The 21,238-nt window shown below is 47.4% G+C and carries 18 protein-coding genes; 8 read left to right on the forward strand and 10 right to left on the reverse strand.

Going from position 1 to position 21,238, the window contains the following annotated elements:
• Window positions 1–21: 21 nt before the first annotated feature.
• Window positions 22–3,774 carry a PVC-type heme-binding CxxCH protein gene (locus tag ABD031_RS21765; protein WP_343855111.1) on the forward strand — a complete coding sequence of 1,251 codons (3,753 nt, stop codon included), beginning with the start codon at window positions 22–24 and terminating at the stop codon, window positions 3,772–3,774.
• A 75-nt stretch (window positions 3,775–3,849) separates the two neighbouring features.
• Here the strand turns inward: ABD031_RS21765 and ABD031_RS21770 are convergent, their stop codons facing one another.
• Window positions 3,850–4,836: a bestrophin family protein gene (locus tag ABD031_RS21770; protein ID WP_343855113.1), complete on the reverse strand. Its 987-nt coding sequence runs from the start codon at window positions 4,834–4,836 to the stop codon at window positions 3,850–3,852.
• Window positions 4,837–5,088: 252 nt separating this feature from the next.
• Between ABD031_RS21770 and ABD031_RS21775 the strand changes: the two genes are divergently transcribed.
• The gene (locus ABD031_RS21775; protein WP_343855115.1) at window positions 5,089–6,435 is read left to right on the forward strand and encodes a cytochrome ubiquinol oxidase subunit I; all 1,347 of its coding nucleotides are present in this window, start codon (window positions 5,089–5,091) and stop codon (window positions 6,433–6,435) included.
• Between the two features lie 10 nt (window positions 6,436–6,445).
• On the forward strand, window positions 6,446–7,471 hold the full coding sequence (locus tag ABD031_RS21780) for a cytochrome d ubiquinol oxidase subunit II (protein WP_343855117.1): 1,026 nt from the start codon (window positions 6,446–6,448) through the stop codon (window positions 7,469–7,471).
• Between the two features lie 58 nt (window positions 7,472–7,529).
• Here ABD031_RS21780 and ABD031_RS21785 read toward each other — a convergent pair whose 3' ends face one another.
• The 7 genes from ABD031_RS21785 to ABD031_RS21815 form a co-directional block, all read right to left on the reverse strand.
• Window positions 7,530–9,041 carry a DUF4301 family protein gene (locus ABD031_RS21785; protein ID WP_343855120.1) on the reverse strand — a complete coding sequence of 504 codons (1,512 nt, stop codon included), beginning with the start codon at window positions 9,039–9,041 and terminating at the stop codon, window positions 7,530–7,532.
• Window positions 9,042–9,145: 104 nt separating this feature from the next.
• On the reverse strand, window positions 9,146–10,048 hold the full coding sequence (locus ABD031_RS21790) for a 5-oxoprolinase subunit C family protein (protein ID WP_343855121.1): 903 nt from the start codon (window positions 10,046–10,048) through the stop codon (window positions 9,146–9,148).
• A complete protein-coding gene (gene pxpB, locus ABD031_RS21795; protein ID WP_343855122.1) occupies window positions 10,045–10,740 on the reverse strand; it encodes a 5-oxoprolinase subunit PxpB in 696 nt (231 codons plus the stop codon). The genes ABD031_RS21790 and pxpB overlap by 4 nt, the downstream gene beginning before the upstream one ends.
• Window positions 10,731–11,450, reverse strand: coding sequence for a LamB/YcsF family protein (locus ABD031_RS21800; RefSeq protein WP_343855124.1), 720 nt, complete (start codon window positions 11,448–11,450; stop codon window positions 10,731–10,733). The genes pxpB and ABD031_RS21800 overlap by 10 nt, the downstream gene beginning before the upstream one ends.
• Window positions 11,451–11,464: 14 nt before the next feature.
• A complete protein-coding gene (locus ABD031_RS21805; protein ID WP_343855125.1) occupies window positions 11,465–11,755 on the reverse strand; it encodes a hypothetical protein in 291 nt (96 codons plus the stop codon).
• A 230-nt stretch (window positions 11,756–11,985) separates the two neighbouring features.
• Window positions 11,986–12,501: a YdeI/OmpD-associated family protein gene (locus ABD031_RS21810; protein WP_343855126.1), complete on the reverse strand. Its 516-nt coding sequence runs from the start codon at window positions 12,499–12,501 to the stop codon at window positions 11,986–11,988.
• A complete protein-coding gene (locus tag ABD031_RS21815) occupies window positions 12,498–13,964 on the reverse strand; it encodes a hypothetical protein (protein ID WP_343855128.1) in 1,467 nt (488 codons plus the stop codon). The genes ABD031_RS21810 and ABD031_RS21815 overlap by 4 nt, the downstream gene beginning before the upstream one ends.
• 578 nt (window positions 13,965–14,542) lie before the next feature.
• Here ABD031_RS21815 and ABD031_RS21820 point away from each other — a divergent pair.
• The 5 genes from ABD031_RS21820 (at window position 14,543) to ABD031_RS21840 (ending at window position 18,781) form a co-directional block, all read left to right on the forward strand.
• Window positions 14,543–14,797, forward strand: a complete 255-nt coding sequence (locus tag ABD031_RS21820; protein ID WP_343855129.1) for a hypothetical protein — start codon at window positions 14,543–14,545, stop codon at window positions 14,795–14,797.
• Window positions 14,798–14,917: 120 nt separating this feature from the next.
• A complete protein-coding gene (locus tag ABD031_RS21825; protein ID WP_343855130.1) occupies window positions 14,918–16,072 on the forward strand; it encodes a methionine aminotransferase in 1,155 nt (384 codons plus the stop codon).
• 205 nt (window positions 16,073–16,277) lie between these two features.
• Window positions 16,278–17,162: a sulfite exporter TauE/SafE family protein gene (locus ABD031_RS21830; RefSeq protein WP_343855131.1), complete on the forward strand. Its 885-nt coding sequence runs from the start codon at window positions 16,278–16,280 to the stop codon at window positions 17,160–17,162.
• A 155-nt stretch (window positions 17,163–17,317) separates the two neighbouring features.
• On the forward strand, window positions 17,318–18,286 hold the full coding sequence (locus tag ABD031_RS21835) for a zinc-dependent alcohol dehydrogenase family protein (RefSeq protein WP_343855134.1): 969 nt from the start codon (window positions 17,318–17,320) through the stop codon (window positions 18,284–18,286).
• A gap of 72 nt (window positions 18,287–18,358) precedes the next feature.
• Complete coding sequence (locus tag ABD031_RS21840) at window positions 18,359–18,781, forward strand: hypothetical protein (RefSeq protein ID WP_343855135.1); 423 nt, start codon at window positions 18,359–18,361, stop codon at window positions 18,779–18,781.
• A 334-nt stretch (window positions 18,782–19,115) separates the two neighbouring features.
• Here the strand turns inward: ABD031_RS21840 and ABD031_RS21845 are convergent, their stop codons facing one another.
• Window positions 19,116–20,543, reverse strand: a complete 1,428-nt coding sequence (locus ABD031_RS21845; RefSeq protein ID WP_343855136.1) for an amidohydrolase family protein — start codon at window positions 20,541–20,543, stop codon at window positions 19,116–19,118.
• Complete coding sequence (locus ABD031_RS21850) at window positions 20,543–21,238, reverse strand: TetR/AcrR family transcriptional regulator (RefSeq protein ID WP_343855138.1); 696 nt, start codon at window positions 21,236–21,238, stop codon at window positions 20,543–20,545. Before ABD031_RS21850 ends, ABD031_RS21845 begins: the two co-directional genes overlap by 1 nt.

A 21,238-nucleotide genomic window follows, 5' to 3' on the forward strand; every position in this document is an offset into this window, starting at 1 on the left:
AAACCCAAAACTACCGGTGAATTGGAGTCTTACCTTGAACCCACAACGCTCTCACTGGTCCAAAATAAAACGGAGGGAACGATTTCAGTTTTGAGAGATGGAGAATCGGAGCCCATACTTGTCCAAAATGCCAAGGAAGGTTTTCGCCCCTACATCCATCCTTTTCTTTCTCCTGACGGAAAAGGTGTCCTCACTGAATACAGTCCCGGACACCATAAGCATCAAACAGGCCTCTATTGGGGTTTGACCCGGGTAAATGGCCGAGACTATTTCCACAACCCGCAGGGAGACTATTGGAAAAAAGTCGCGCTGAATATCGTCGAAGAATCCGGCGAGCAAGTCAAGTGGCAGACGATCTATCAGCTCCTGGATTCTCTGGGCAATCCGGTTTTGGAAGAAAGCCAAAACTGGACGATGAGTGAAATGGATGGGAAATATGTGTTGGATCTGGAGTGGAAAGGCGAAGCCAAAACCGAAGTCACCATCGGCCAATATGACTACGGAAGCTTGTTTCTGAGAATGCCCTGGAAAGAGGGAATCGATGGAGAAATCGTCAATGCAGCCCGGCAAAAGAATGAGCAGGCAGAAGGGCAGCCGGCTATGTGGATCAATGTCGGCATGAGGGTAGAAGGTCGGGAAGACCGGGTCAATGTGGCGATTTTCGACCATCCTGAAAACCGGGGCTATCCAAACAAATGGCGGGTGGACGGGCAACTTGGACTCGGCCCGGCATTTACCAGAGATGGCGATTGGCTGATCGAAAGCGGGAAGACCGAGACGATCAAGCTTCGTCTTTTGGTCTATACCAGCGAATTCAATGATCTGAAATTGACGGAATCTTGGTCAAAATTTTCCGGTAAACAAGGCATGTACAACACCACCGAACTTTGGGGGATAGCTCAGGAGGAAGGCCGAAACGCCAAATTTCTCACTGCCCAGGAAGCCGTAGAGGCTATGACCGTCAAGCCAGGTTACAAGGTCAACGTCTGGGCATCCGAACCCATGATGACTCAGCCGATGGCGTTTTGCTGGGATGATCGGGGCAGACTTTGGATTGCGGAAAATAAGGACTACGAATCCAGGGGACATGGCTTTTCCAACTCGGGTGATAGCCGAATTCTGATTTTGGAAGATACCGACGGAGATGGCGCGGCTGACAAGCAAAGCGTTTTCATGGAAGGATTAGCCTTTCCGGCTGCTATTGCCGTAGGCTTCGATGGGGTATTTATCGGAGCACCTCCAAATTTGATTTTTGTCCCCGACAAAAACCAGGACGACAAAGCTGACTTGGACGACGTCGAAATCCTGCTCACCGGATGGGGAATCCGAGACCGCCACGAGACGCTCAACAGTCTGCATTGGGGGCCGGATGGTTGGCTCTACGGTTTGCAGGGTTTTGCGACACCATCCAAGATCCGCAAGCCCAAAAATGAAAGCGACGCAAAACTCTACTACCACAAGGACGAATTTCCGGAAGATCTTTTGGAAAAAGAGGGAGTTGATATCAATGGCGGTGTGTGGCGTTACCATCCTGTCAAGGATCGTTTTGAAGTCGTCGCCCACGGCTTCAGCAATCCCTGGGGTATCGACTACGACGCCAAGGGACAGCTCTTCATGAGCGCCTGCGTGATTCCCCATCTTTGGCATGTCGTTCCCGGCGGAATCTACCATCGACAGGGAGGACAGCATTTCAATCCCTATGTCTACGAAGACATCAAAACCATCGCCAACCACAGCCATCGCTCCGCCCATGGGGGCGCACGGGTTTACCAATCGGATGCATTCCCTGCCGAAGAAAAGGGTAGGATCTTCATGGCCAATATCCACGAGCATGGCGTGCTTTCCGACATCCTGATTCCCAAAGGTTCGGGGTTTGAAGGCAAACACGGAGATGAATTTATGCTGGCCAACAATGCCCAATGGGTTGGGTTCAGTATGGAAATCGGGCCTGATGGCGGTCTTTACGCGCTGGATTGGCATGATGCCGACATCTGTGGCAAAGAGGTCTTGAATGAGGAAACAGGGCGGATCTTTAGGATTATGCCCGAGAAATCGCTGGCGCAAAATTTCCCGGGCAGGTACTCCGATCTGAACAAAATGACTGATGCGCAACTCGTGGCATTCCAAACCAATCCCTCGGATTGGCATGCGCGAAGAGCACGGGGAATTCTCCAAAAAAGAGCGGTAAACAAAAAGCTTCAACCCACAACAAACGCGGCATTAAAATCGATTTTTGAGAAAGACAAAAATGCCGACTGGAGACTTCGGGCGATGTGGACGCTTCATCAGACCAGTGGATTTTCGGAGAAAGAGCTGATCAATTCCCTTTCGGACAGCGATCCCTACGTTCGTGCTTGGGCGATCCAGCTGCTTTGCGAAGATATGAAGCCATCGCAGGAGGCATTGACGAAATTTAGGACGATGGCAAAAGATGACATTTCGCCAGTCGTGAGGCTGTATTTGGCAGCAGCGGTGCAGCGGGTTCCGACTGCGGAAAAGTGGGGAATCGCCCAAAGCCTCATCCAGCACGGCGAAGAAGAAAAAGACCACAACCTGCCCAAGATGCTTTGGTACGGGATTGAACCGCTGTTTGTGTTGAACACTGACAAATTTCTGGAATTGGGCGCTGCTTCGAAACTCACTTTCGTTACCCAAAATATTGCCAGGAGAGCAGTGGACGGAAATGAACTGGAGAAACTCGTCACGCTGATCGGAAAAGGAGGCGCGAATTCGGAGTTGCTGATGGCAGGAATGCTGAGCGGAATGGAAGGTCGGACGGATCTGAAATTCCCGTCCAATTGGAAAGAAGTCTCTGAAAAAATGGGTCGATCAGGCGGAAAGAAACAAGCGCTGGCATTGGAGATTTCAGGGCTTTTTGGAGACGCTGAAGCGACGCAACGCGCTTTTGCAACGCTGAAAAACAAAACGCTTAACGTCGAACAACGAAGGAAAGCGCTTCAAACTTTGGCAGCGCAGCAGCAGAAGACCCTACCGGCTGAAATCCCGTCTTTACTACAGGAATCTGCGATGAAGATGGATGCCATCCGCTCCGTTGCAGCTTTTGACAATGAGTCTTTGGGGAAAATGCTTTTGGAGAATTACTCTAAATTTTCTCCCGACGAAAAACTCGAAGCCATGCAAACGCTCTCCTCCCGACCTCGTTATGGTAACCTGCTGACACAAGAAATCAAGTCGAAAAAGATCGCGAAATCAGAAGTGCCGGCAGGCGTCGCCCGTCAGCTTCTTCGGGTGGTGGGAAGTGGATTTATCGAGGTTTGGGGCCCGATCGAGTCCGTGCCCAGTAATCAGGGGGCCTATGACAAATACCGCGCGATGCTGAGTCCAAATGCTTTGGCAACGTCGGATCTCAAGATCGGCAAAACCGTCTTTGCAAAATCCTGCGGCAGTTGCCACAAGATGTACGGAGAAGGCGGCATCATCGGCCCGGATCTCACCGGCTCGAACCGAACTGACTCGGAATACATCCTGATGAATGTCTTGGAGCCGAGCTTCGAAATCCAAGATGCGTACAAGATGGTGGTGATCAATACGCGAGACGGAAGGACGTATTCGGGCAACATCATCTCCGAAAATGAACGCCAAGTGACGATGCGGATCGTCGGGCAGGATCAGCTGCTGATCAACAAGTCCAGCATTCTTTCCCGGGAAGTCACCGATGTCTCCATGATGCCTACGGGACTTTTTGAAAATCTAACTCAAGCCGAAATCGTAAATTTGATGGCGTATCTGAAGACGAACAAGCGGGTGGACTGATCAAAAACGGCTGGAAGACCTACTTTCGTTTCGCAGTCTGAATAGGGGATTGGTGAAGGTGAGCTTTGATTTCTGCTACATCAAAAATCCATTCTCTACAGGATAAGGCTTCGGAACGTCTTTTTCCTCCAACATCTCCAACAGATCAATTTCAATCACCCTTGATATCGAGGAAATCGGGACATCGTTGTAGGCCGACTCAAAAGGGTTTTCGGAGTAGTCCCCAATCCGATCCACCAAAAAGAAGATCCAGATGATAATCGTGGAAAAGGGTACAGTGAGCCAATAGTGTAGGCTTTCGGACTGGGCGAAAATGTCCAGTAGGCCGAATGGGATCAGTGCGCAAAAGATGTAATTGATAAATAGACCGGTGGATGCATACTGCCTTGGAAAGGGAAAGTTTTTTATCCGCTCGGACGCGCCTTGGTTGTCGATCAATCGGGCGATCAATTGCTGTAGCCACACGTGTTTGTATTCGGTGATTCCGCCGCTTTCTTCCAGTTTTTTCAATTCCAGACTTTGAGCTTTCAGGAGCTGAATCGGAATGTTGGTCAAGCCTTTGAGCTTTTGGATCGCTTCTGAACTGAGGTATTTTACCAGTTCAGCCTCCATTCCTTTGAGCCCTTCCTCACGGAAGTACGGAGTAAAAACAAGGTTTTCGATCTTGGAGTTATGCTCCCAGGTCTTGCCTTTTCGCATGGTATGCTTCAGCGCCATGACCCAGCCGATGTGCTGAAAGATGAAGTTTTTTTTCCATTCAAAAGGAACCTGATTCGAAGCCAAACTCAAAATTCCGATTGCCAGAGATCGGCTGTCGTTGACGATGGCCCCCCAGATTTTTCTGGCTTCCCAGGCACGGTCGTAGGAACTGTTGTTTTTGAACCCCAGGTAGAAGGCCACCGCGATACCGATGACAGAAATCGGCTGCCAAGGGAGGGAAAATGGAATATCGGTGATTTCATAGAGCACGATGATCGCTGCGGAGTAGAGAAGTGCATTGAGTAGGGGTTTTTTGGACCAGCGAACCGTGCTCCAGATATGGTAGTGCCTGTTTACGTACATTCAATTTCGATTTGCATTTAAGCTAAAAAAATCAACTGATAATTTAAAGATTTGTACAAAAGAGATTTGAAATCGGGGTAAATTCGCCCGGAATTTTGGATAAATGCCCCAGCTCTTGACTGTCAACCTATTTTGTCGCCGAGCGGCAGATGAATCAAAAAATATTTTCTATACCGGGAACCAAGGCGTTGTATAAAGCGTCAGTCATGTAGTGGTCTATTTTTCAATTCAACTAATTTTACTCAAAAATTGATGGAGGATTTGTTAGCAGCCCGTTGGCAAATGGCCGTGTCACTGGGTTTTCATATCATTTTTGCCTGCATCGGGATGGTGATGCCGTTTTTCATGGCTACATCCCATTACAAATACCTCAAAACCAAAAAGATTATTTACAGGGATTTGACCAAAGCCTGGAGCAAAGGTGTGGCGATTTTCTTTGTGACTGGCGCTGTCTCGGGCACGGTGCTTTCCTTCGAACTCGGTCTGCTCTGGCCCAAGTTTATGCTGCACGCTGGGCCAATCTTCGGGATGCCTTTTTCCCTTGAGGGCACTGCGTTCTTCATTGAAGCTATTGCGCTGGGCTTTTACCTTTATGGCTGGAATAAATTCGATCCTTGGTTTCATTGGTTCACCGGAGTGGTTGTCGGAGTCAGCGGGTTGGCGTCGGGGATCTTGGTGGTGGCAGCCAATGCCTGGATGAATAGTCCAGCAGGATTTGATTTTGTAGATGGACAATATCTGAATATCGATCCCATCGCGGCGATGTTTAATGATGCGTGGTTTTCGCAAGCTTTACACATGACTTTGGCGGCGTTTGTTGCAACTGGATTTGCTGTGGCTGGGATTCACGCCTACTTGATGCTAAAGGGGCAGCAGGTTGAATTTCATCGAAAGGCCTTCTTGATTGCTTTGGTCTTTGGCGCTGTGGCGGCGGTCTTGCAGCCGATTTCTGGAGATATTTCCGCGAAAGACATCGCCGTACGACAGCCGGCAAAGCTTGCCGCGATGGAAGGTCACTTTGAAACCAGCAAATCCGCCCCACTGATCATAGGAGGTCTTCCCGATGTGGAAAACAAGAAAGTGGATTATGCCATCGAGATTCCCGGTGCGCTGAGTTTTTTGGCCCATGGAGATTTTGAAGCGGAGGTGATCGGCTTGGATCAGTTTCCTGAGGAGGATCAGCCGCCGGTGGTGGTGACTCACATCGCGTTTCAGATTATGGTGGGCTTGGGAATGGTGCTGGTGGGCTTGAGTTTGTTGTTTTTCTTTTCCCGGTGGAAAAAGAAGGAATGGCTCAGCACACGCTGGTTTTTGTGGTTGTTTGTGTTGGGGACACCCCTCGGCTTCATCGCACTTGAAGCGGGCTGGACGGTTACCGAAGTGGGTAGGCAACCTTGGATTATCTATGGAGTCTTGCGAACCGCAGATGCCGTAAGTCCGATTCCCGGTATCGCCTATTCCCTATATTTGTTCATCGGAATCTACCTTTCCCTGGCCGTGGCGGTGACTTTTTTGCTGATCCGACAGATTAAAGCTATTCCTGAATCTCTCCAAAAAGACTCGGGTATATATGGGGATTCGACTAAAGTAGGATCTTAACTTCAAGCTGATGCTCTACGTTGTTATCATTTTTCTGGGTTTGTCAATATTGTTGTACGTCTTGCTCGGAGGCGCGGATTTTGGTGCCGGAATCGTCGAGATTACTACGCCGTCTAGGATGCAGGACCGCATCCGGACGACGACCTATCAAACCATCGGGCCGATTTGGGAAGCCAATCACATGTGGCTGATCATCACCATTGTGATATTGTTTGTCGGATTTCCGAGTGTTTATGCTTTGCTCTCCACCCATTTGCACATTCCGTTGTTGCTGATGCTTTTTGGGATTATTGGCAGAGGGACAGCCTTTGTGTTTCGGCACTATGATGCAGTGCAGGATGACATGCAGCGAGTTTACAATCTGATTTTCACCGTTTCCAGCTTTGTGACGCCCTTCTTTCTGGGGTTGATTTTCGGTGCCTTGGTAGGTGGGGAGATTGATCGTGATGCTGTGGGTTTTCTTGATGCCTTTGTTTGGCCTTGGCTGAATGGGTTCGCCGTTTCAGTCGGCATGTTTACCGTGACGATCTGCGGATTTTTGGCTGCGGTGTTTTTGGTGGGCGAGTCAGAAAACGAGCGGGAAAAAGCTTTTTTGGTGAGAAGGTCCCGCATGTTTATTCTGGCTACTGTCTTGGCGGGGGGATTGGTCTTCCTCGCCGCAGAGCTTCAGAAGGTTCCGCTAGTAGGACTGTTGATTGGAGAGTGGATCACGTTAGGGATCTTGCTCTTGGCGACGGTGGCAATGATTATGCTTTGGATTCAGCTTCCGACTGCAGGACGTTTGCCATGCAGAACTTTGGCCGGGTTCGTGGTAACTGCAATTCTAGCGGCCTTTGGCTACCACTATTTTCCCGATCTCGTGATCACGAGTGCCGGTGAAAACCTCACTCTCTTCAATGCTGCTGCCATCGGTAAACCGATCGAGACCCTTGCCTGGGCACTTTTGATCGGCAGTATCTTTATCTTGCCGTCGTTGGGATATTTGATTTACAGTTTTCAAAAAGATAAGAGCCTAAACGCTAAAACCAGGGCCTAAAATGCAAAAGCCAGTGAGACGAGAGTTTCACTGGCTTTTTATCTATAATCTTGCGTCTCTACTGGTGTTCGTCTCTTAGTAAGTCGTTTACCGTCTTCACAGGATTGAAAGTGATCAGGGGAACTTCGACAAACAGTGTGTTCCAACCCGCCATTGCTCCGTTCCAGAGTCCGGGAAGTTCCAAAGCTTTAAGATCCCGACCGCTTTTTGATTTCTCGGTAATAAAGCCCGTCTGCATATCTCTGAACTTCATCAAGTCAAACGAATTTCCTTGGTAATCTCTTGTTCCGCAAACCAGATCTACTGGATTGAAGTGTGTAGAGGCTTGGAAATGCTCCTTTGAATCCGGGTCATTCAGGTCTATTTGGGCCGTTTCAAGAATCTGAAGTGACTGTGAACCATCGGATTCCTGAATCCAAAATGGACCGCCGCCTGGTTCTCCAGTGTTTTTTACCATTCCGCAGACACGGATCGGTCGGTTGAGCTTTGTCTTGAGAAATGCAGTTTTTTCTTGGGGAGACTTTGTGTCAAAGTCACCAGGAAGTCTCCCTCCCAAATCCTCAGTAAATACTTTTTCTGCCTTCTCGGTATAAGCATCTACGTATTCGCTATCCATCCCTTTGAGCGCCTGGAAGACTTTTTCCTGTACTTCTAGAAGTAAACCCGCGATGGCCATCTTGTAGTCTTTAGTCGTTCCCTTGATCCGATCCGGCACCACATTGTCGATGTTTTTGATGAAAATGAGATCGGCCTGAATGTCGTTCAAGTTGTCTAACAGCGCACCATGCCCGGCTGGCCTGAAGAGCAGGCTGCCGTCGTCTTCGACAAATGGACTGTTGTCCATATTCACCGCGATTGTGTCCGTGGACTTTTTCTGCTGAGAGTAGCTCACTTCAAAGTTCAAACCGCTGGCTGTCTTCAGTACAGGAAGAACTTTGGCAATCTCAGCTTTGAATTTTTCTTCGTGCTCAGGAGAAACAGTGAAATGTATTTTGACAGTATTGCCTTTTCCGACCGCATATTGCATTCCCTCGACGAGATGTTCTTGGGCTGGTGTGCGATTTTCAGAATCGTAGGCGTGAAAACGGAGTAATCCTTTTGGCAAACTGCCATAACCCAGTCCCTCTTCGTCGAGCAGTGCCGCCACAATCTTTTTGGAATCTCCCTCATCCAAGCAAGCTTGGAGACTGCTACCCTGCGCTTTGAGAGCAGCGTCTAAGTCCGCATAAAAGGCGAACTTCCCGGAGTTGTTGATGAATTTTTGGGTAAATCCACTTTTTGCCAGGTCTCCGTCTCCATCCAAAAAGGAGAATAGGTCTTTGAACATCCGGGAGGCGGCACCAGATGCCGGGACGAATTTGACAACCTCGAGCTGTGCAGCCTTTTGCGGATAGGTATTGGTATAACGAGCCAATTCTTCTTCGGAAAGTACCCGGATGCCTTCCCCAGGTATGGCTGGGGCGGTGATTTTCAGAAACGGAAATCCATTTTTGAAGCTGTTGATTTGTACTGCAACGGTGTCAGGGTCCATTCCCTGATCCATAATTTTCGCTTTTAGGCCTGCGTCCATTGTTGTTCGGGTTATAAAAGTTGTTTATGAAAGATAACAGCAGATTTGGCTTTGCTCAAATTGCCAGTGCTTTTTTTTGGAAATCGTACGAAAAAGATTCGACATCATCGAATCGAGTCACGGTCATTCTTGGCGGCCTTGGATGAAATCAGACTGAATCTGAGTTGCTCGCCAGGTTTCTTTTGCGCAACGATTCCTTGGCTTTTTTCATCTAAATAGAGCACCCGGGGATATCCGCCAGTGACTTGGGCATCCTTCAGAAGGATCACTAATTTACCCCCCGAGGTAAGCTGAACCATCCCTGGAAATACCGGATTGGTGGGCAGCTCAGGAAGTTCATTTTCCAAAAGTTCTGACAGTTGCAACCCCATCCGATTGGAAAAAGTTGAAATCCGATACGGTTCTCCGATTAATTTTTCCCTGCTTTCGGTATCTAGCAAGGAAAAATCCGGCCCTGGGTACGCTAAGATAGTCTCAGTTCGATACCAATCGGAAGACCATTTGGCTTTTGCGTTATGTTGGTGAATCGGGTTGGAATCTACAAAATAAGGTATTTTGTCCTCCTTGCTCAGTTGCGACAGGCTCGTAAGCCCCTGATAGAAACTCCTGGAACCGAGAATCACGCTGGACTGAAACCCGTGCTTGATACCCAGATAGAGTCTCGCCCCGGATTTGAAGGCTCCGATTTCCAAGACGCCGTGAAGGTGTATCGGAATGATGGCGGGATTTTGGATTTGCACTCCGTTTAGCTTGACATCGACCAAAGCACCTGCCAGCGCAATACTGGTCGGAGTGTCAAAACGGATGCTAAAGCCCGGCTGTGAAATCTCCAGGACAGCGGCGTTTTCATCGTTTTGAAGCAAATGATTGATCCATAGCAGGGCTCTTTGATCCATGGCTCCGGAGATCGGGACTCCGAAATTGGCCATACCCTGACGTCCCAAGTCCTGGATTGACGTTCCCGGGCCGGTTTTCAGAACGCTGGCTTTGGCGAGTTCCCGGTTCATTGGCTTTTGGGTATTGGTTGGTTTTGCAGCAGTTGCTCCATTTCATCCAAACCAATGGGCTCGAATTTGATGCGGTCGCCAGGCTCCGCCCATACAGGAGGATTTTTCTCCGGGTCGAAGAGTTTCACAGGACACCTGCCGATGAGATGCCAGCCACCGGGACTTTCCATCGGATATATCCCAGTCTGCGCACCTCCGATGGCGACGGATCCTGCATCTACGTTTCGATCTGGCACCGGTTTACGCGGCGTATGTAGTTGCTCAGACAGTCCATTGAGGTACATGAATCCGGGAAGAAAGCCAAAAAAATGGAGCCGATAAGTCACGGACGAGTGAAGCTGGATCAACTCATTGGCGGTCAATCGATGCTGCACTGCCAGTGAGCCTAGATCCCGCCCGTACTTCGGATCATAGCAAACGGGCAATTCCCAGATTTTTGAAGAAAGTTCATGATTGTGAACTCGAAATTTGCTCAGCTTATTTTGAAAAGCAGTTTGATTTTCAGCGGTCTTCCAATAAATACTTAAAGCGGTATATCCCTGTCTTCTTTCAACTACCTGGTCTTCAAACTCTTTGTTGATAAAATTCAGCCACCCCAATTGTTTTGCAAGCAAGGAATCCGATGCAGGCTCGTTCCAGTGCAATTCGCCAAGCATAGGGCTGAGTGCGATATATTGAGGTTTTACTGCCAAAATCGTTTTCTCACTTGTGGCAAAAATTCTAAAATTCCGGGATTGTCTCCGTGAAAACAAAGCGTATCCGCCTGGATAGGAACCAGTGTCCCTGACCAGGTTGTGAGCTGACCAGAGAGCAAGATGGTTTCCAAATGAGAAATTACCTGATTTGTTTGAATTAATAGCGAGTTTTGGGTTTTTCTAGGGGCAAGTTTGAGATCGTCTTGATAGGCTCGATCGCCAAAGATTTCCAGGCGGATGGGCAGTTGGTTTGCCAAAGCGGCTTTCTCCAGTTCGGACTGGGGTGGGACGAAAAGCGGAATTCCGGGGAACTCGTTTTTTAGGAAAGTTGCAAGCAGTTCTGCCAGTGCTTGATCTTCGGCAGCGTCATTGTACAATGCTCCGTGAAATTTGATGTGATCTGCGGGAATACCTTTGAAACTAGCTATTTCCAGGTACAGTTGGATTTGTTTTTTAACGCTATTAATCAGATCATTGCGAGCGATTATTAAAGTTTTTCTTCCAAAATTTATTCTATCGGGATAGGAGGGATGAGCTCCTGCTTTTTTTTCGAACTTTCTTACCAAATCCAAGCTTGCGGCGATCGAATTCCTATCGCCTATATGTCCGCCGCATGCAATGCTGGCCAAGTCAATCCAGGGGATGATTTTGTCTTCGTGCGGTATACCTTCGCCTAGGTCACAATTGATCGTGTAGGTAGCATTCATGGCATTCCTAACGGCTATATCCTGGGCAGGATTTCTACAACTGTCCCGTTCGTCGGATCCACGACTACCCGGATATCGGCCAGTCCTGCATCGGTGCTCTCAAATACCACCAAATAATACCCGTCAACCCAAGCACCGACTTCGGCCTGCTTCCAATCATTGTTGACAGTCGCTTTTTCACTTACAGTGAGACTATTGAAAGCGATTTCCCGAAAAACGTCCAAGGGATCTCCGTCTTCGTCCTTACAGGCAAAAGAAAACGAAACGAATACTAAGAGTAGAAGCAAGGAATATATTTTTTGCATAGTTTTTTGATTTAATGACCTAACGTTGTCCGAGTGAGCATCGCTACCACAGCACTTCAAATCTGCGGTTTTTTAAATCCAAACCAAATGTATCTTTTGGGAAACGAAGGGAAGTCATGCCTGATTTCTGGATGATAATTTCAGATTTCAATGTACCTGTTTTTGAAAAACGGAACGAGAAGTAGAATAACAGGATTTCTTTAATTCATTGATCTTTAAAGATCAGTAGGTTATAAATTGTTGTAGTGTTTGATTAAGACGTTCAGCTGCTTGTAGTCCAGTTTTCCTTTGGCCAGTTTGAGATGGTGCATGATTGCCAGCGACTTTTTCATACGGGATTCGGGATTTTTTACCGTGGTCACGATGTAGACCAGGCCACGCTGTTTACCGGGAGTAAGCTTTCGGAAGTAGCCATTTCCCTCCTCGTCCTGATCGAGCAGCACTTGGAGTTCCTCCGGTACATCGTGTCCAAATTCGCTGTGGTCTCTCCCGATTTTTACCGCTATCACCTTTTCCTCCTCCAGACTTAGCTTCTTTCGCAGCTCCTGATTGACCAGAATATACCAGCATTCCTTGGCTTTCATCAAGGCCATATGATGTGGGCCGTCGCCGTCGATCCAAATCAGCACGCGCCGGTGATTCTCATCCATCATTTGAGCCGCGATGTCATCCGGCACCGGAATATGATAGCTCCAGTGATTGAAATCAAACCTGCCCAAAGTGCCGGTAAAACTGAGCTGCTTCATTTTTTCACGATTCTGTACGCCATTTCTCCCTGCCTTAGTTTGACGACTATTTTGAGAGGATACTTGGTCACTTCAAAACTTCCAAGCGAATTTCGCTTGCCGCTTATGGGGTCGAGTTCTTCTAGTTCATAGGTTCCAGCTGGGATTGTTAAAGTAAAGAAGGAGTCGTTCGTTCCCGCCTCGATGACATAGACAGCGAATCCTTTATTTCCATTTTTCAACGCAAAAGTCAGCAAACCCGGGGCGGCTTGCACGAGGGATTTGTCGGGAACCGTGTTGGCGAGATCCAACTCGTGCATGAATTCCGACAGGATCTTCAACTGACTCCTCAATGCCTTACTTCCGCCCCCCGGAGCTTCATTTTCTAGCGTTCCCCCTTCTTGTCCGGAGAAAAAGGAATAGTCCAAGTTGTTGAAAAGTCCTCCTCCGGAAAGCATAAAGGCCCAGGCTTGCCGCCGATAGACCAGATCTTCACTTCCTGCAAAGCCACTTTCGTCAAACCCGATGACCTTGTTCCAGTGGTAGTTCATCTCCGCCGACTCGGGCCAGTTGTAATGAAAATTGAGGATGGATACGTGCTCTGAAACACTCAAAATCGGTGCGTAGAAATTGTTGTAGTTCTGCGCGATCAAGTGTTTCTTGGGTAGCAATTTTTCAGCTTCGACTATGGTTTTGATCATCTCTTCCTGCCATTCCAAGGAAGCTTGATCTGCGACATCCACCTTGTTCATCCAGTCTTCTCCGCTCACATCGTATTTGTTGATCAGATTGATGACCGATCTGCTACGATCCGCCCACGGTTCATTTTGGATTTCAAAAAAGAAGTTGTCAAAGCCGTTCAGCTCGTCTACCAGTTTTCTTACATAACTTTTTTGCAGTTCTGTTAATTCCCCGTTTTGAAGCGTATGGGCCAATTGTCGGTTTAGATCGTCGGTGCCACCAACCCTGTTTTTTGGATTTTGAGGATTGATTTCCCAGTGTTCATCGCTATAGATTGAAGAGAAGGGCGTGACTTCCACGATAATGTCCAGACTTTGGGCCAAGCTCATGAAATCATTTAATCGTGCGAAATATTCGGGATTGTAGCTGTTCCAGTTGTACTTTATCCTGCCGTTTTCTTCCTGCGTATTCCAGGGTGTGAGGAGACTTCCGGCTTGCGGTGCCAGGGAATTATGCTTTATACTGAAACTGGCTGAAGGAATCTCGAAATAGCTTCCGGTAAAAATCCGGGTGTAGTTCATTCCTTCATCATGCAGGGTTTGAAGGTATTTTTTGTAGTCAAAATCAAGGTTGATCAGCGCTCCATAATGCTCCGCAGAAGTGATGAGGGCAAGTGGTTTTCCATTGTATTCAAAGTAATGGGGGTTTGCCGGAAGGAGTCGGATGGGCGTCTGACTTTTGACAGAAAATGCAAAGATCAAGCAAGTGAAAATTGCCAAAGCCTGTTTGAAGGATATTTTCATCGGAAAAAGATTTACTCTAAAGTACTTCAATTCGGGAAATTAAACCGGGATTGTGTAACAGGAGCCGAGAAGAGAGTCACAATGTAGTGAAGCAGTTTATTCTGTCGCAACAAGCGGCTCGTAATAGAAAGTCTAATGCATAGTTGGGTAAATCAGGGGAAAGTGCTTGAGACGAATCAGAATTAGGTTTTCTGACCATTTGAATACGTTTGCAAGCGCCAAACCCCTCCTTCCATTCCGCTATGGGGAATGATTCCCCAAATATGTCCCAGAAAAGACCAATGATTATTTCGATAGAACCGCTGGAATCTTGGTTGTCACTGATTCACAATGTGTTTCTGGGATTTGTTGGAAAAGGCACGGTGATTGGATAGAATACGTAGAGTCGGTTTTTTAATCGGTTTTAGGTTTAGGGTTTCGTTAAAAAGAATTGCGCTAATTCTACAACCTAAAAGCTTTTGATCCGTGGATATAAGAAGGTGAAACATCGTAATTCGCCATATTCCTCCTCAGGATCAGCATAGAAAAACCGCTTCACCATTCTTAATTTAATTGTATAACCACTAAATGCTAAAATCATGACTACCTCAAAAAAAACTATGACCTATTGGCTAGCCGGACTTGCTTCAGGTCTTGCCGCGGGATACTTTCTTTATCAAAACAGAGAGAAGATTGGCCCTCAAAAAGATAAGCTGGTAAAGCTGTTGGGAGAGTTGCAAAAGACCAGTGAAGACATTGGAAAAAAATTGAAGGCTGCCGGACTTGAGAGCTTGGAAAAAGGCTTGGAAAAAGGAAAGGTTCTTGCCAAAAATGCCGGAGAACACATCAACTAACCACTCTTAATTAAATTATCCTAGACTAAGGCCGCAAGACATTTGCGGCTTTTTTCATGCCCTTTTTTTAGGAAAAGTGCGTTCTTGGAGTTGTTTTTCCGCACTTACTTTACCCAAACGATGGCTCCTACGTCCAAACTTCCCCATATCGGGACAACTATTTTTACTGTCATGTCGCGCATGGCTACAGAGGAACGCGCAATCAACCTCTCTCAGGGATTTCCGGGGTTTGGAGCAGACCCTGTGTTGCTGGATCTGGTAGCGAAATATACCCGTGAGGGGTTCAATCAATATGCACCAATGTCTGGGATTCCCCAGCTTCGTGAGCGGCTTGCGGAGAAAACTCGACGGACGCAAGGATATTTGCCGAATTCTGAGACGGAAGTAACCATAGTTTCCGGGGCGACCGAGGCGATTTTTGCGGCGGTCACAGCGATTCTCCGAGCCGGAGAGGAGACCATCGTCCTGGAGCCGGCCTATGACAGCTACGAGCCGGCCATCACCTTAAATGGGGGTATTCCCGTGTACGTGCCGCTCAATGCAGGAAATTTCTCTGTGGATTGGGAAAAGGTAAAAGATGCCATCACACCCAAAACCCGCCTGATTCTGGTCAATTCGCCACATAACCCGAGCGGATTTGTTTGGTCGCAAGCCGATGTGGATCAACTTGCTGCCCTAATACGCCATCGGGAAATCTACGTCGTGAGCGACGAAGTATACGAGCACATTACCTTCGATGGATTGAAGCATATTTCTTTGGGTTCGCATCCCGAGTTGCGCCAAAAAACCTTTGTTTGTGGCTCGTTTGGAAAGACTTTTCATGTGACGGGCTGGAAAATTGGTTATTGCATCGCTCCGACCGAGCTGACCGCGGAGTTTCGCAAAGTCCATCAATACATCACCTTTAGTACGGTGACGCCCATTCAATACGCGCTGGCCGAATACCTGGAGGTGCCAGAGCGATACCTTTCCATTCTGGATTTTTATCAAAAGAAAAGAGACCTGTTCGTGAAGGGATTAGGGGAGACAGACTTGAGGTTCACTCCAAGTACCGGAAGTTTTTTCCAACTGGCATCCTACGGCCATCTCTCTCAAATCGGTGACCGAGAGATTGCGGAGAAAATGACGCGAAAACTCAAAATTGCCTGCATTCCAATCTCGGTTTTTTACTCCGACAAACGCGACGATAAGATCATCCGCTTTTGCTTCGCCAAAGATGATGCGGAGTTGCTAGAGGGGCTGGATCGATTAAAAAACCTGGCGGAGATTCTTTGAAGTAGTAAATGAGTGTAGTTTTCCAACTTGGGAAAAGGTGAATATCTATGCTGAAAAACGGATCATTGCGTGTTGAATCCTGTTTAAATAATCGATTTTTCGCTAAGCTGAAGTTTGTTTTTTTTGCAACAAACCTATATACCCTATAACGCAGGTAGGATATTGATGATTTGTTTGTAAGTTTGGCTTCTCAACCTAGCCACCTGTGAAGCCTTTCTTCGAAAAACTACTCCTTCGTCTGCGCACGGAACCCTTTTGGTCCATGTTTTTTGCGTTTTCAGCAATGATCTTCGTTCTGATGGTCACCCAAACTTTGACCGAATCGATCAAAAGTTGGGAACTGGACACGGAAATGTTCCTCTGGTTTTTGCTGGTTGGTTTTGTCGCGCAAAGTATCGATGGCGCTTTGGGGATGGCATATGGGGTCAGTTGCAACTCGATCCTGTTGGGGATTGGGATTCCTCCGGCATCGGCTTCTGCTTGGGTTCATTTTGCCCAGGTTTTTACAAGTTTGGCATCGGGGATTTCACATTGGAAAATGGGGAATGTAGACTGGAAGTTGGCCAAAAGACTGCTGATCCCTGGTGTACTGGGTTCGATCATAGGCGCTTTTTTGCTGTCTAATGTCGATGGGGAAATGGTCAAGCCGGTGATCGCATTGTACCTTTTTGTGATGGGGATAGTGATTCTGAGAAAGGTGAAGAAAAAACATGTCTCCAAATTCAATCGGGACAGTCGAAGTCTTCCCGTCTTGGCGACGACGGGCGGATTTGCAGATGCGGTCGGCGGCGGCGGATGGGGACCGATTGTGAACAGCACCTTGGTCAGCAAAGGCAAAATCGCCAGATATGCTATCGGAACGGGCAATTTTGTTGAGTTTTTTGTCTCGCTTGCGAGTTCGTCGACTTTCCTGTTTTTTGTGAAAGAACTCAGTCTTGCGCCGGTTTTGGGGCTGATTCTTGGCGGAATCATCGCAGCGCCGTTTGCAGCCTACATCTGTAAGTTGATCAAGCCGAAACACCTGATGGTGGGTGTCGGAGTCTTGATTATTTTGCTCAGCATCAGGACGTTTTACTTGGCAATTGTCTAGATGAAACACGTCCCGAAGCAATCGTATGGTTGTTGATTATTGAGAAAGATTATTTTAATCTTTGGTTTTAGAGAAGTGCGAGAAAATCCAGAGAAGCTATTCGTCTGAATTTATTAGCTGATATTAGGGTTGATTTTTAAACCAAAAAAATTCCAATGAAAGAGCTCATTTTTGAAGAAATCGGGATGCCCGTGGAGGTTTTGCAACTCCGAGAAAGCCCCATTCCAAGCCCAAAGCCGCACGAAGTATTAATCCGTGTGACTGCTCGAAATATCAACCCGGCAGATGTCATGTTTATCAGAGGGATGTATGGAATAGCTCCCAAATTACCTAGTAGTGCAGGATTTGAGGCTTGCGGTGTGGTTGAAAAAGGTGATGGTGCCGGAAAAGTAAAGGAGGGAACCCGTGTGATGTTCACCTCGGTAGGTACTTGGCGGGAGTACCTCACTTTGCCCGCATCATTGGTGATACCGGTGCCCGATGCAATGCCGGATGAGGTGGCTTGCCAGGCTTTTGTCAATCCAATGACCGCCTATGGCATGCTTGAACAATCAGGTTTGAAGACCGGAGAATGGCTGCTGATCACGGCGGGGGCTTCTGCTTTCGGAAAGTTTGCGATTCAGATGGCCAAAGCGAAAGGGATCCTGGTCACCGCCACGGTTCGACATGATTCTCAGAAGGATGTATTGAAAGATTTGGGAGCTGATCTGGTCATCAACACCGAAACTGAGAAACTTCAAAAGGTTGTCCCGGAGAAAACGGACGGCGGAATCCAGGTAGTTTTTGATGCGGTAGGAGGAGTGCTTGGGGCAAAAGCTTTAGCCTGTCTTCGTCCAAAAGGGAGGATGATGGTATTTGGAGCTTTGGCCTTGGACAACATGCCGATCAACAGCGGTCTACTGATCTTCAAAAACCTAAGCATTGAGGGATTTTGGCTCTCTACTTGGATGGCGGAATTGAACGATCAGGAACGGGCGATAGCCTTCCGGGAAGTGTTTGGGTTTTTAGTCTCGGAAAATTCAAAGATCGATGTCGCAAACAGCTACAAACTGGAGGACTTTCAAGCTGCATTGGAAGCTTTTGCAAAACCTGGAAGAAATGGAAAAATTCTCCTGATTAGTTAATTTCTCTGTGATTCTTTCGGTGAAAAAAGAAGGATTGGCCATCTTTGCACTTTCATCAAACCAAACCACTCCATGAATTGGGAACAGCTGGATCAGCAACTTACCGAAATCGTAAAGAAAAGAAATCAACTCAGCAAGATGGACTATAGCGACGAAAGCTATGACGATCTAGAAGAGGCATTACATGACCTTGAGGATGATTTCAACGACGAGTATGAGGAGGCCCTTGAGCCTCAGTTGGATAAGATCTACGCCAAATTGAAGTCTGATACCGACGTCTTGCTTCCCACTGCCTACTTGGCAAACGCCTACAAGGAAATGCTTCCCGATGCGAACGGAGTCGTGACCTATGAAGTCAGTGGCAATGTCGGCGTTCCGATCGAGTCGGACCAATTTGACAAGATGGATGTCAGAATTGTGATGATCCCTAATCCTGCAAGATTTGTTCTGCTAGTCAATGGAAGACAGATGAAGGACCTTTGGAAGAGTAGATAGAAAAAGTATCAAGACGTAAGGCACAAGATAAAAATCCGAAGGTGTCGTCATTGGTAAGGGGAGATCGTAGATAGGATGCTGGCAAACGCATAAATCCCCTGAAGCAATCTTTTTGCAACCAGTCAAGCGATTCGACAATACACAGAGGAGGACAATATCACTAAGGCTAGTTCAATTGAGCTAGCCTTTTTGTTGTTAGATTGGAAATGCAAGAAATTTTGTTTCCAAAGCAGCTAAAATAGCGGAGGCCAATTCAAAACGAACTGACCTCCGCAATATTCATAAAATTGATTTTTTTCAACGGACTTAAACTTCCAGCTAGTCAAGGTCGCATTCACTTCTCTTCTTTCTCCTTCACCCAAGCCTTAATCTCTGCCAGCATTCGATCCAGTTCTGTTCTGGACAGGTATTTTCCTTCGATAATCACAGATTCGATCGAAAGCGTGTTTTCTATGTTTTCCAGCGGGTTTTTGTTGAGTAAGACCAAATTTGCCTTTTTTCCAGCGGAGACTGAGCCATACTCGCCTTCCAAGTCAAAGTAAGCCGGTCCATTGATCGTAGATGCCTGCAATGCTTCGAGTGGAGTCAATCCATATTTCACCATCAAAGCCAATTCCCGGTGAATGGCAAGTCCTGGAAAGTCGTACGTATTAAGATATCCAGCGTCTGTTCCTGCCATGATTTTCATGCCTGATTTCAGCACCAAGGGCAGCAGTCTGGCCGAAGCCTCAAATTGCATCTTGCGGTTTTTTCTGCTTGCAGCGTCTTCTTGAGCATAGCGCTCAATCCTCCATTGGTAGCTTTCCTTCAGCTTTGGCCCCAAATAATTCAGGATCGTATCGCCCGAAAAGTCCAAGGAATCCAGGTAGGCGATGTTGTAGCTGATCAGTAAAGTCGGAACGATGCCGGTTCCCTGAGCGGCAAATTTTCTGAAATTTGCTTCTGCAACTGAGTCGTTTAAAGTGCTGAACTGTAATTTATTGGCATCTGCTGATGAAAGGGTGTTTGAAAGTCGTTCATCCCGAATGCGGGTTTCCTCCTGAGTGGCTGCTCGCAGCAGATATCCCTGATGCTCAATGGTCGTCAATCCGGCTTTGGAGATTTCATCCAACGTGATTCCGGGATGGACATGGCCAGAAACTGACCAACCACGGGCTTTGGCTTTTTGCGTAGCGGAAAGGAAGAGTTCTGCGGAAAGTGCGTTGTCCGTGATCTTGACAAAATCTACCTGGAGTTTTTCCAGTGAGTCCAAAGCTGCATCCAGCTCTTCTTCAGTTCCGATTTCCAGATCGCCCGGCCATACAGAATTGATACCCTCGATCTTTGGGCCGGAGGTAAAGATCCGTGGTCCAATCCGCTGACCGGAGTTTATTTCCGATTTCCATTTCAGCACTTCGATCGGAATATCTCCGGCAGCATCACGAACTGCGGTTACTCCATAGGCAAGATAGAGTGGGAGTAGCTGTTCGTTTTCATTCACGTATTCCGCTCCGCCAAAATGCACGTGATTGTCCCACAGTCCTGGCATGAGGAATCTGGATTCGGCGTCTATTTCTGTTTTGCCTGAATATTCCGAAAGCAATGTGTCGCCGCCAGTCAGAAAAATGGAATCGCCCTCAATCAAGACTACTTGATCCGGTAGAATCTGGCCTGACTGCAATTCAATGACTGATGCGTTTTTGATCAAAAGATCAACTTCAGTTTTTATAGTGCAGGAGAATGCAAGACTTACGATTCCTGAAAAAAGGGCTAGTCTTTTCATCAGAATAGACTCGTTTGGACCGTCGCAGGACGGCTCGCCTGAATCGTCCCCCGCAGCATATCCTGCATCAGTTTGGAGAAGCCGGGTTGCCAGGCATCAGGGCTGACTTTGGTTTCTTTCCCTTCAAACCCTACCGGACCGCTCATCTTTTCAAATCCGATGATCATCGCCCAGACGGTGTAGAAGGTGATTTCGGGCTGCAGTTCCGGTCTGATACTGCCGTCCTTGATACCTTGTGAAACCATCTGAACTCCCAGTTTGATCGGTTCGTGGTGAATCTCCAAGAGCTTGTGAAAATGCACGGAATCTAAAATCAGTGGATCGATTTCCTTTCTTGACTCTGGATGGTTGTATTTCTTCAAGACATCCAAAAAGTTCAAAACAGCCTGATAATAAACGGGTTGTTCCTTGGCAAAATTGACAAGCTTGGTCATCAGATCGACAAGCATCTCAATGCCATTTTTTCCTTTGGAGCGGAGCACTTCTCTAAATTCTTCCCTAAACTGATCAAAGGCCTTTTTGGTCAGCGCCATGAACAAGTCTTCTTTGTTTTTGTAATAAAAGTAAGTTAGTCCTTTGCTGATTCCGGCTTTTTTGGACACGTCCTCCATCCGGGTTGCCTGAAATCCCTTGGCTGTGAAAAGCGCCACAGCAGAATCCAAGATGAGTTTTTCTTTGTTTTTTTCTCCAGCCAT

Origin of the sequence: Algoriphagus jejuensis (genome assembly GCF_039523455.1) — a bacterium.
GTDB classification, from domain to species: domain Bacteria; phylum Bacteroidota; class Bacteroidia; order Cytophagales; family Cyclobacteriaceae; genus Algoriphagus; species Algoriphagus jejuensis.

Coding starts and splice junctions, on each gene's coding strand:
- ABD031_RS21825 (WP_343855130.1), top strand. CDS start 14,918: ATGGCTCCTACGTCCAAACTTCCCCATATCGGGACAACTATTTTTACT.
- ABD031_RS21775 (WP_343855115.1), top strand. CDS start 5,089: ATGGAGGATTTGTTAGCAGCCCGTTGGCAAATGGCCGTGTCACTGGGT.
- ABD031_RS21845 (WP_343855136.1), bottom strand. CDS start 20,543: ATGAAAAGACTAGCCCTTTTTTCAGGAATCGTAAGTCTTGCATTCTCC.
- ABD031_RS21820 (WP_343855129.1), top strand. CDS start 14,543: ATGACTACCTCAAAAAAAACTATGACCTATTGGCTAGCCGGACTTGCT.
- ABD031_RS21785 (WP_343855120.1), bottom strand. CDS start 9,041: ATGGACGCAGGCCTAAAAGCGAAAATTATGGATCAGGGAATGGACCCT.
- ABD031_RS21850 (WP_343855138.1), bottom strand. CDS start 21,238: ATGGCTGGAGAAAAAAACAAAGAAAAACTCATCTTGGATTCTGCTGTG.
- ABD031_RS21835 (WP_343855134.1), top strand. CDS start 17,318: ATGAAAGAGCTCATTTTTGAAGAAATCGGGATGCCCGTGGAGGTTTTG.
- ABD031_RS21805 (WP_343855125.1), bottom strand. CDS start 11,755: ATGCAAAAAATATATTCCTTGCTTCTACTCTTAGTATTCGTTTCGTTT.
- ABD031_RS21800 (WP_343855124.1), bottom strand. CDS start 11,450: ATGAATGCTACCTACACGATCAATTGTGACCTAGGCGAAGGTATACCG.
- ABD031_RS21840 (WP_343855135.1), top strand. CDS start 18,359: ATGAATTGGGAACAGCTGGATCAGCAACTTACCGAAATCGTAAAGAAA.
- ABD031_RS21815 (WP_343855128.1), bottom strand. CDS start 13,964: ATGAAAATATCCTTCAAACAGGCTTTGGCAATTTTCACTTGCTTGATC.
- ABD031_RS21810 (WP_343855126.1), bottom strand. CDS start 12,501: ATGAAGCAGCTCAGTTTTACCGGCACTTTGGGCAGGTTTGATTTCAAT.
- ABD031_RS21780 (WP_343855117.1), top strand. CDS start 6,446: ATGCTCTACGTTGTTATCATTTTTCTGGGTTTGTCAATATTGTTGTAC.
- ABD031_RS21790 (WP_343855121.1), bottom strand. CDS start 10,048: ATGAACCGGGAACTCGCCAAAGCCAGCGTTCTGAAAACCGGCCCGGGA.
- ABD031_RS21770 (WP_343855113.1), bottom strand. CDS start 4,836: ATGTACGTAAACAGGCACTACCATATCTGGAGCACGGTTCGCTGGTCC.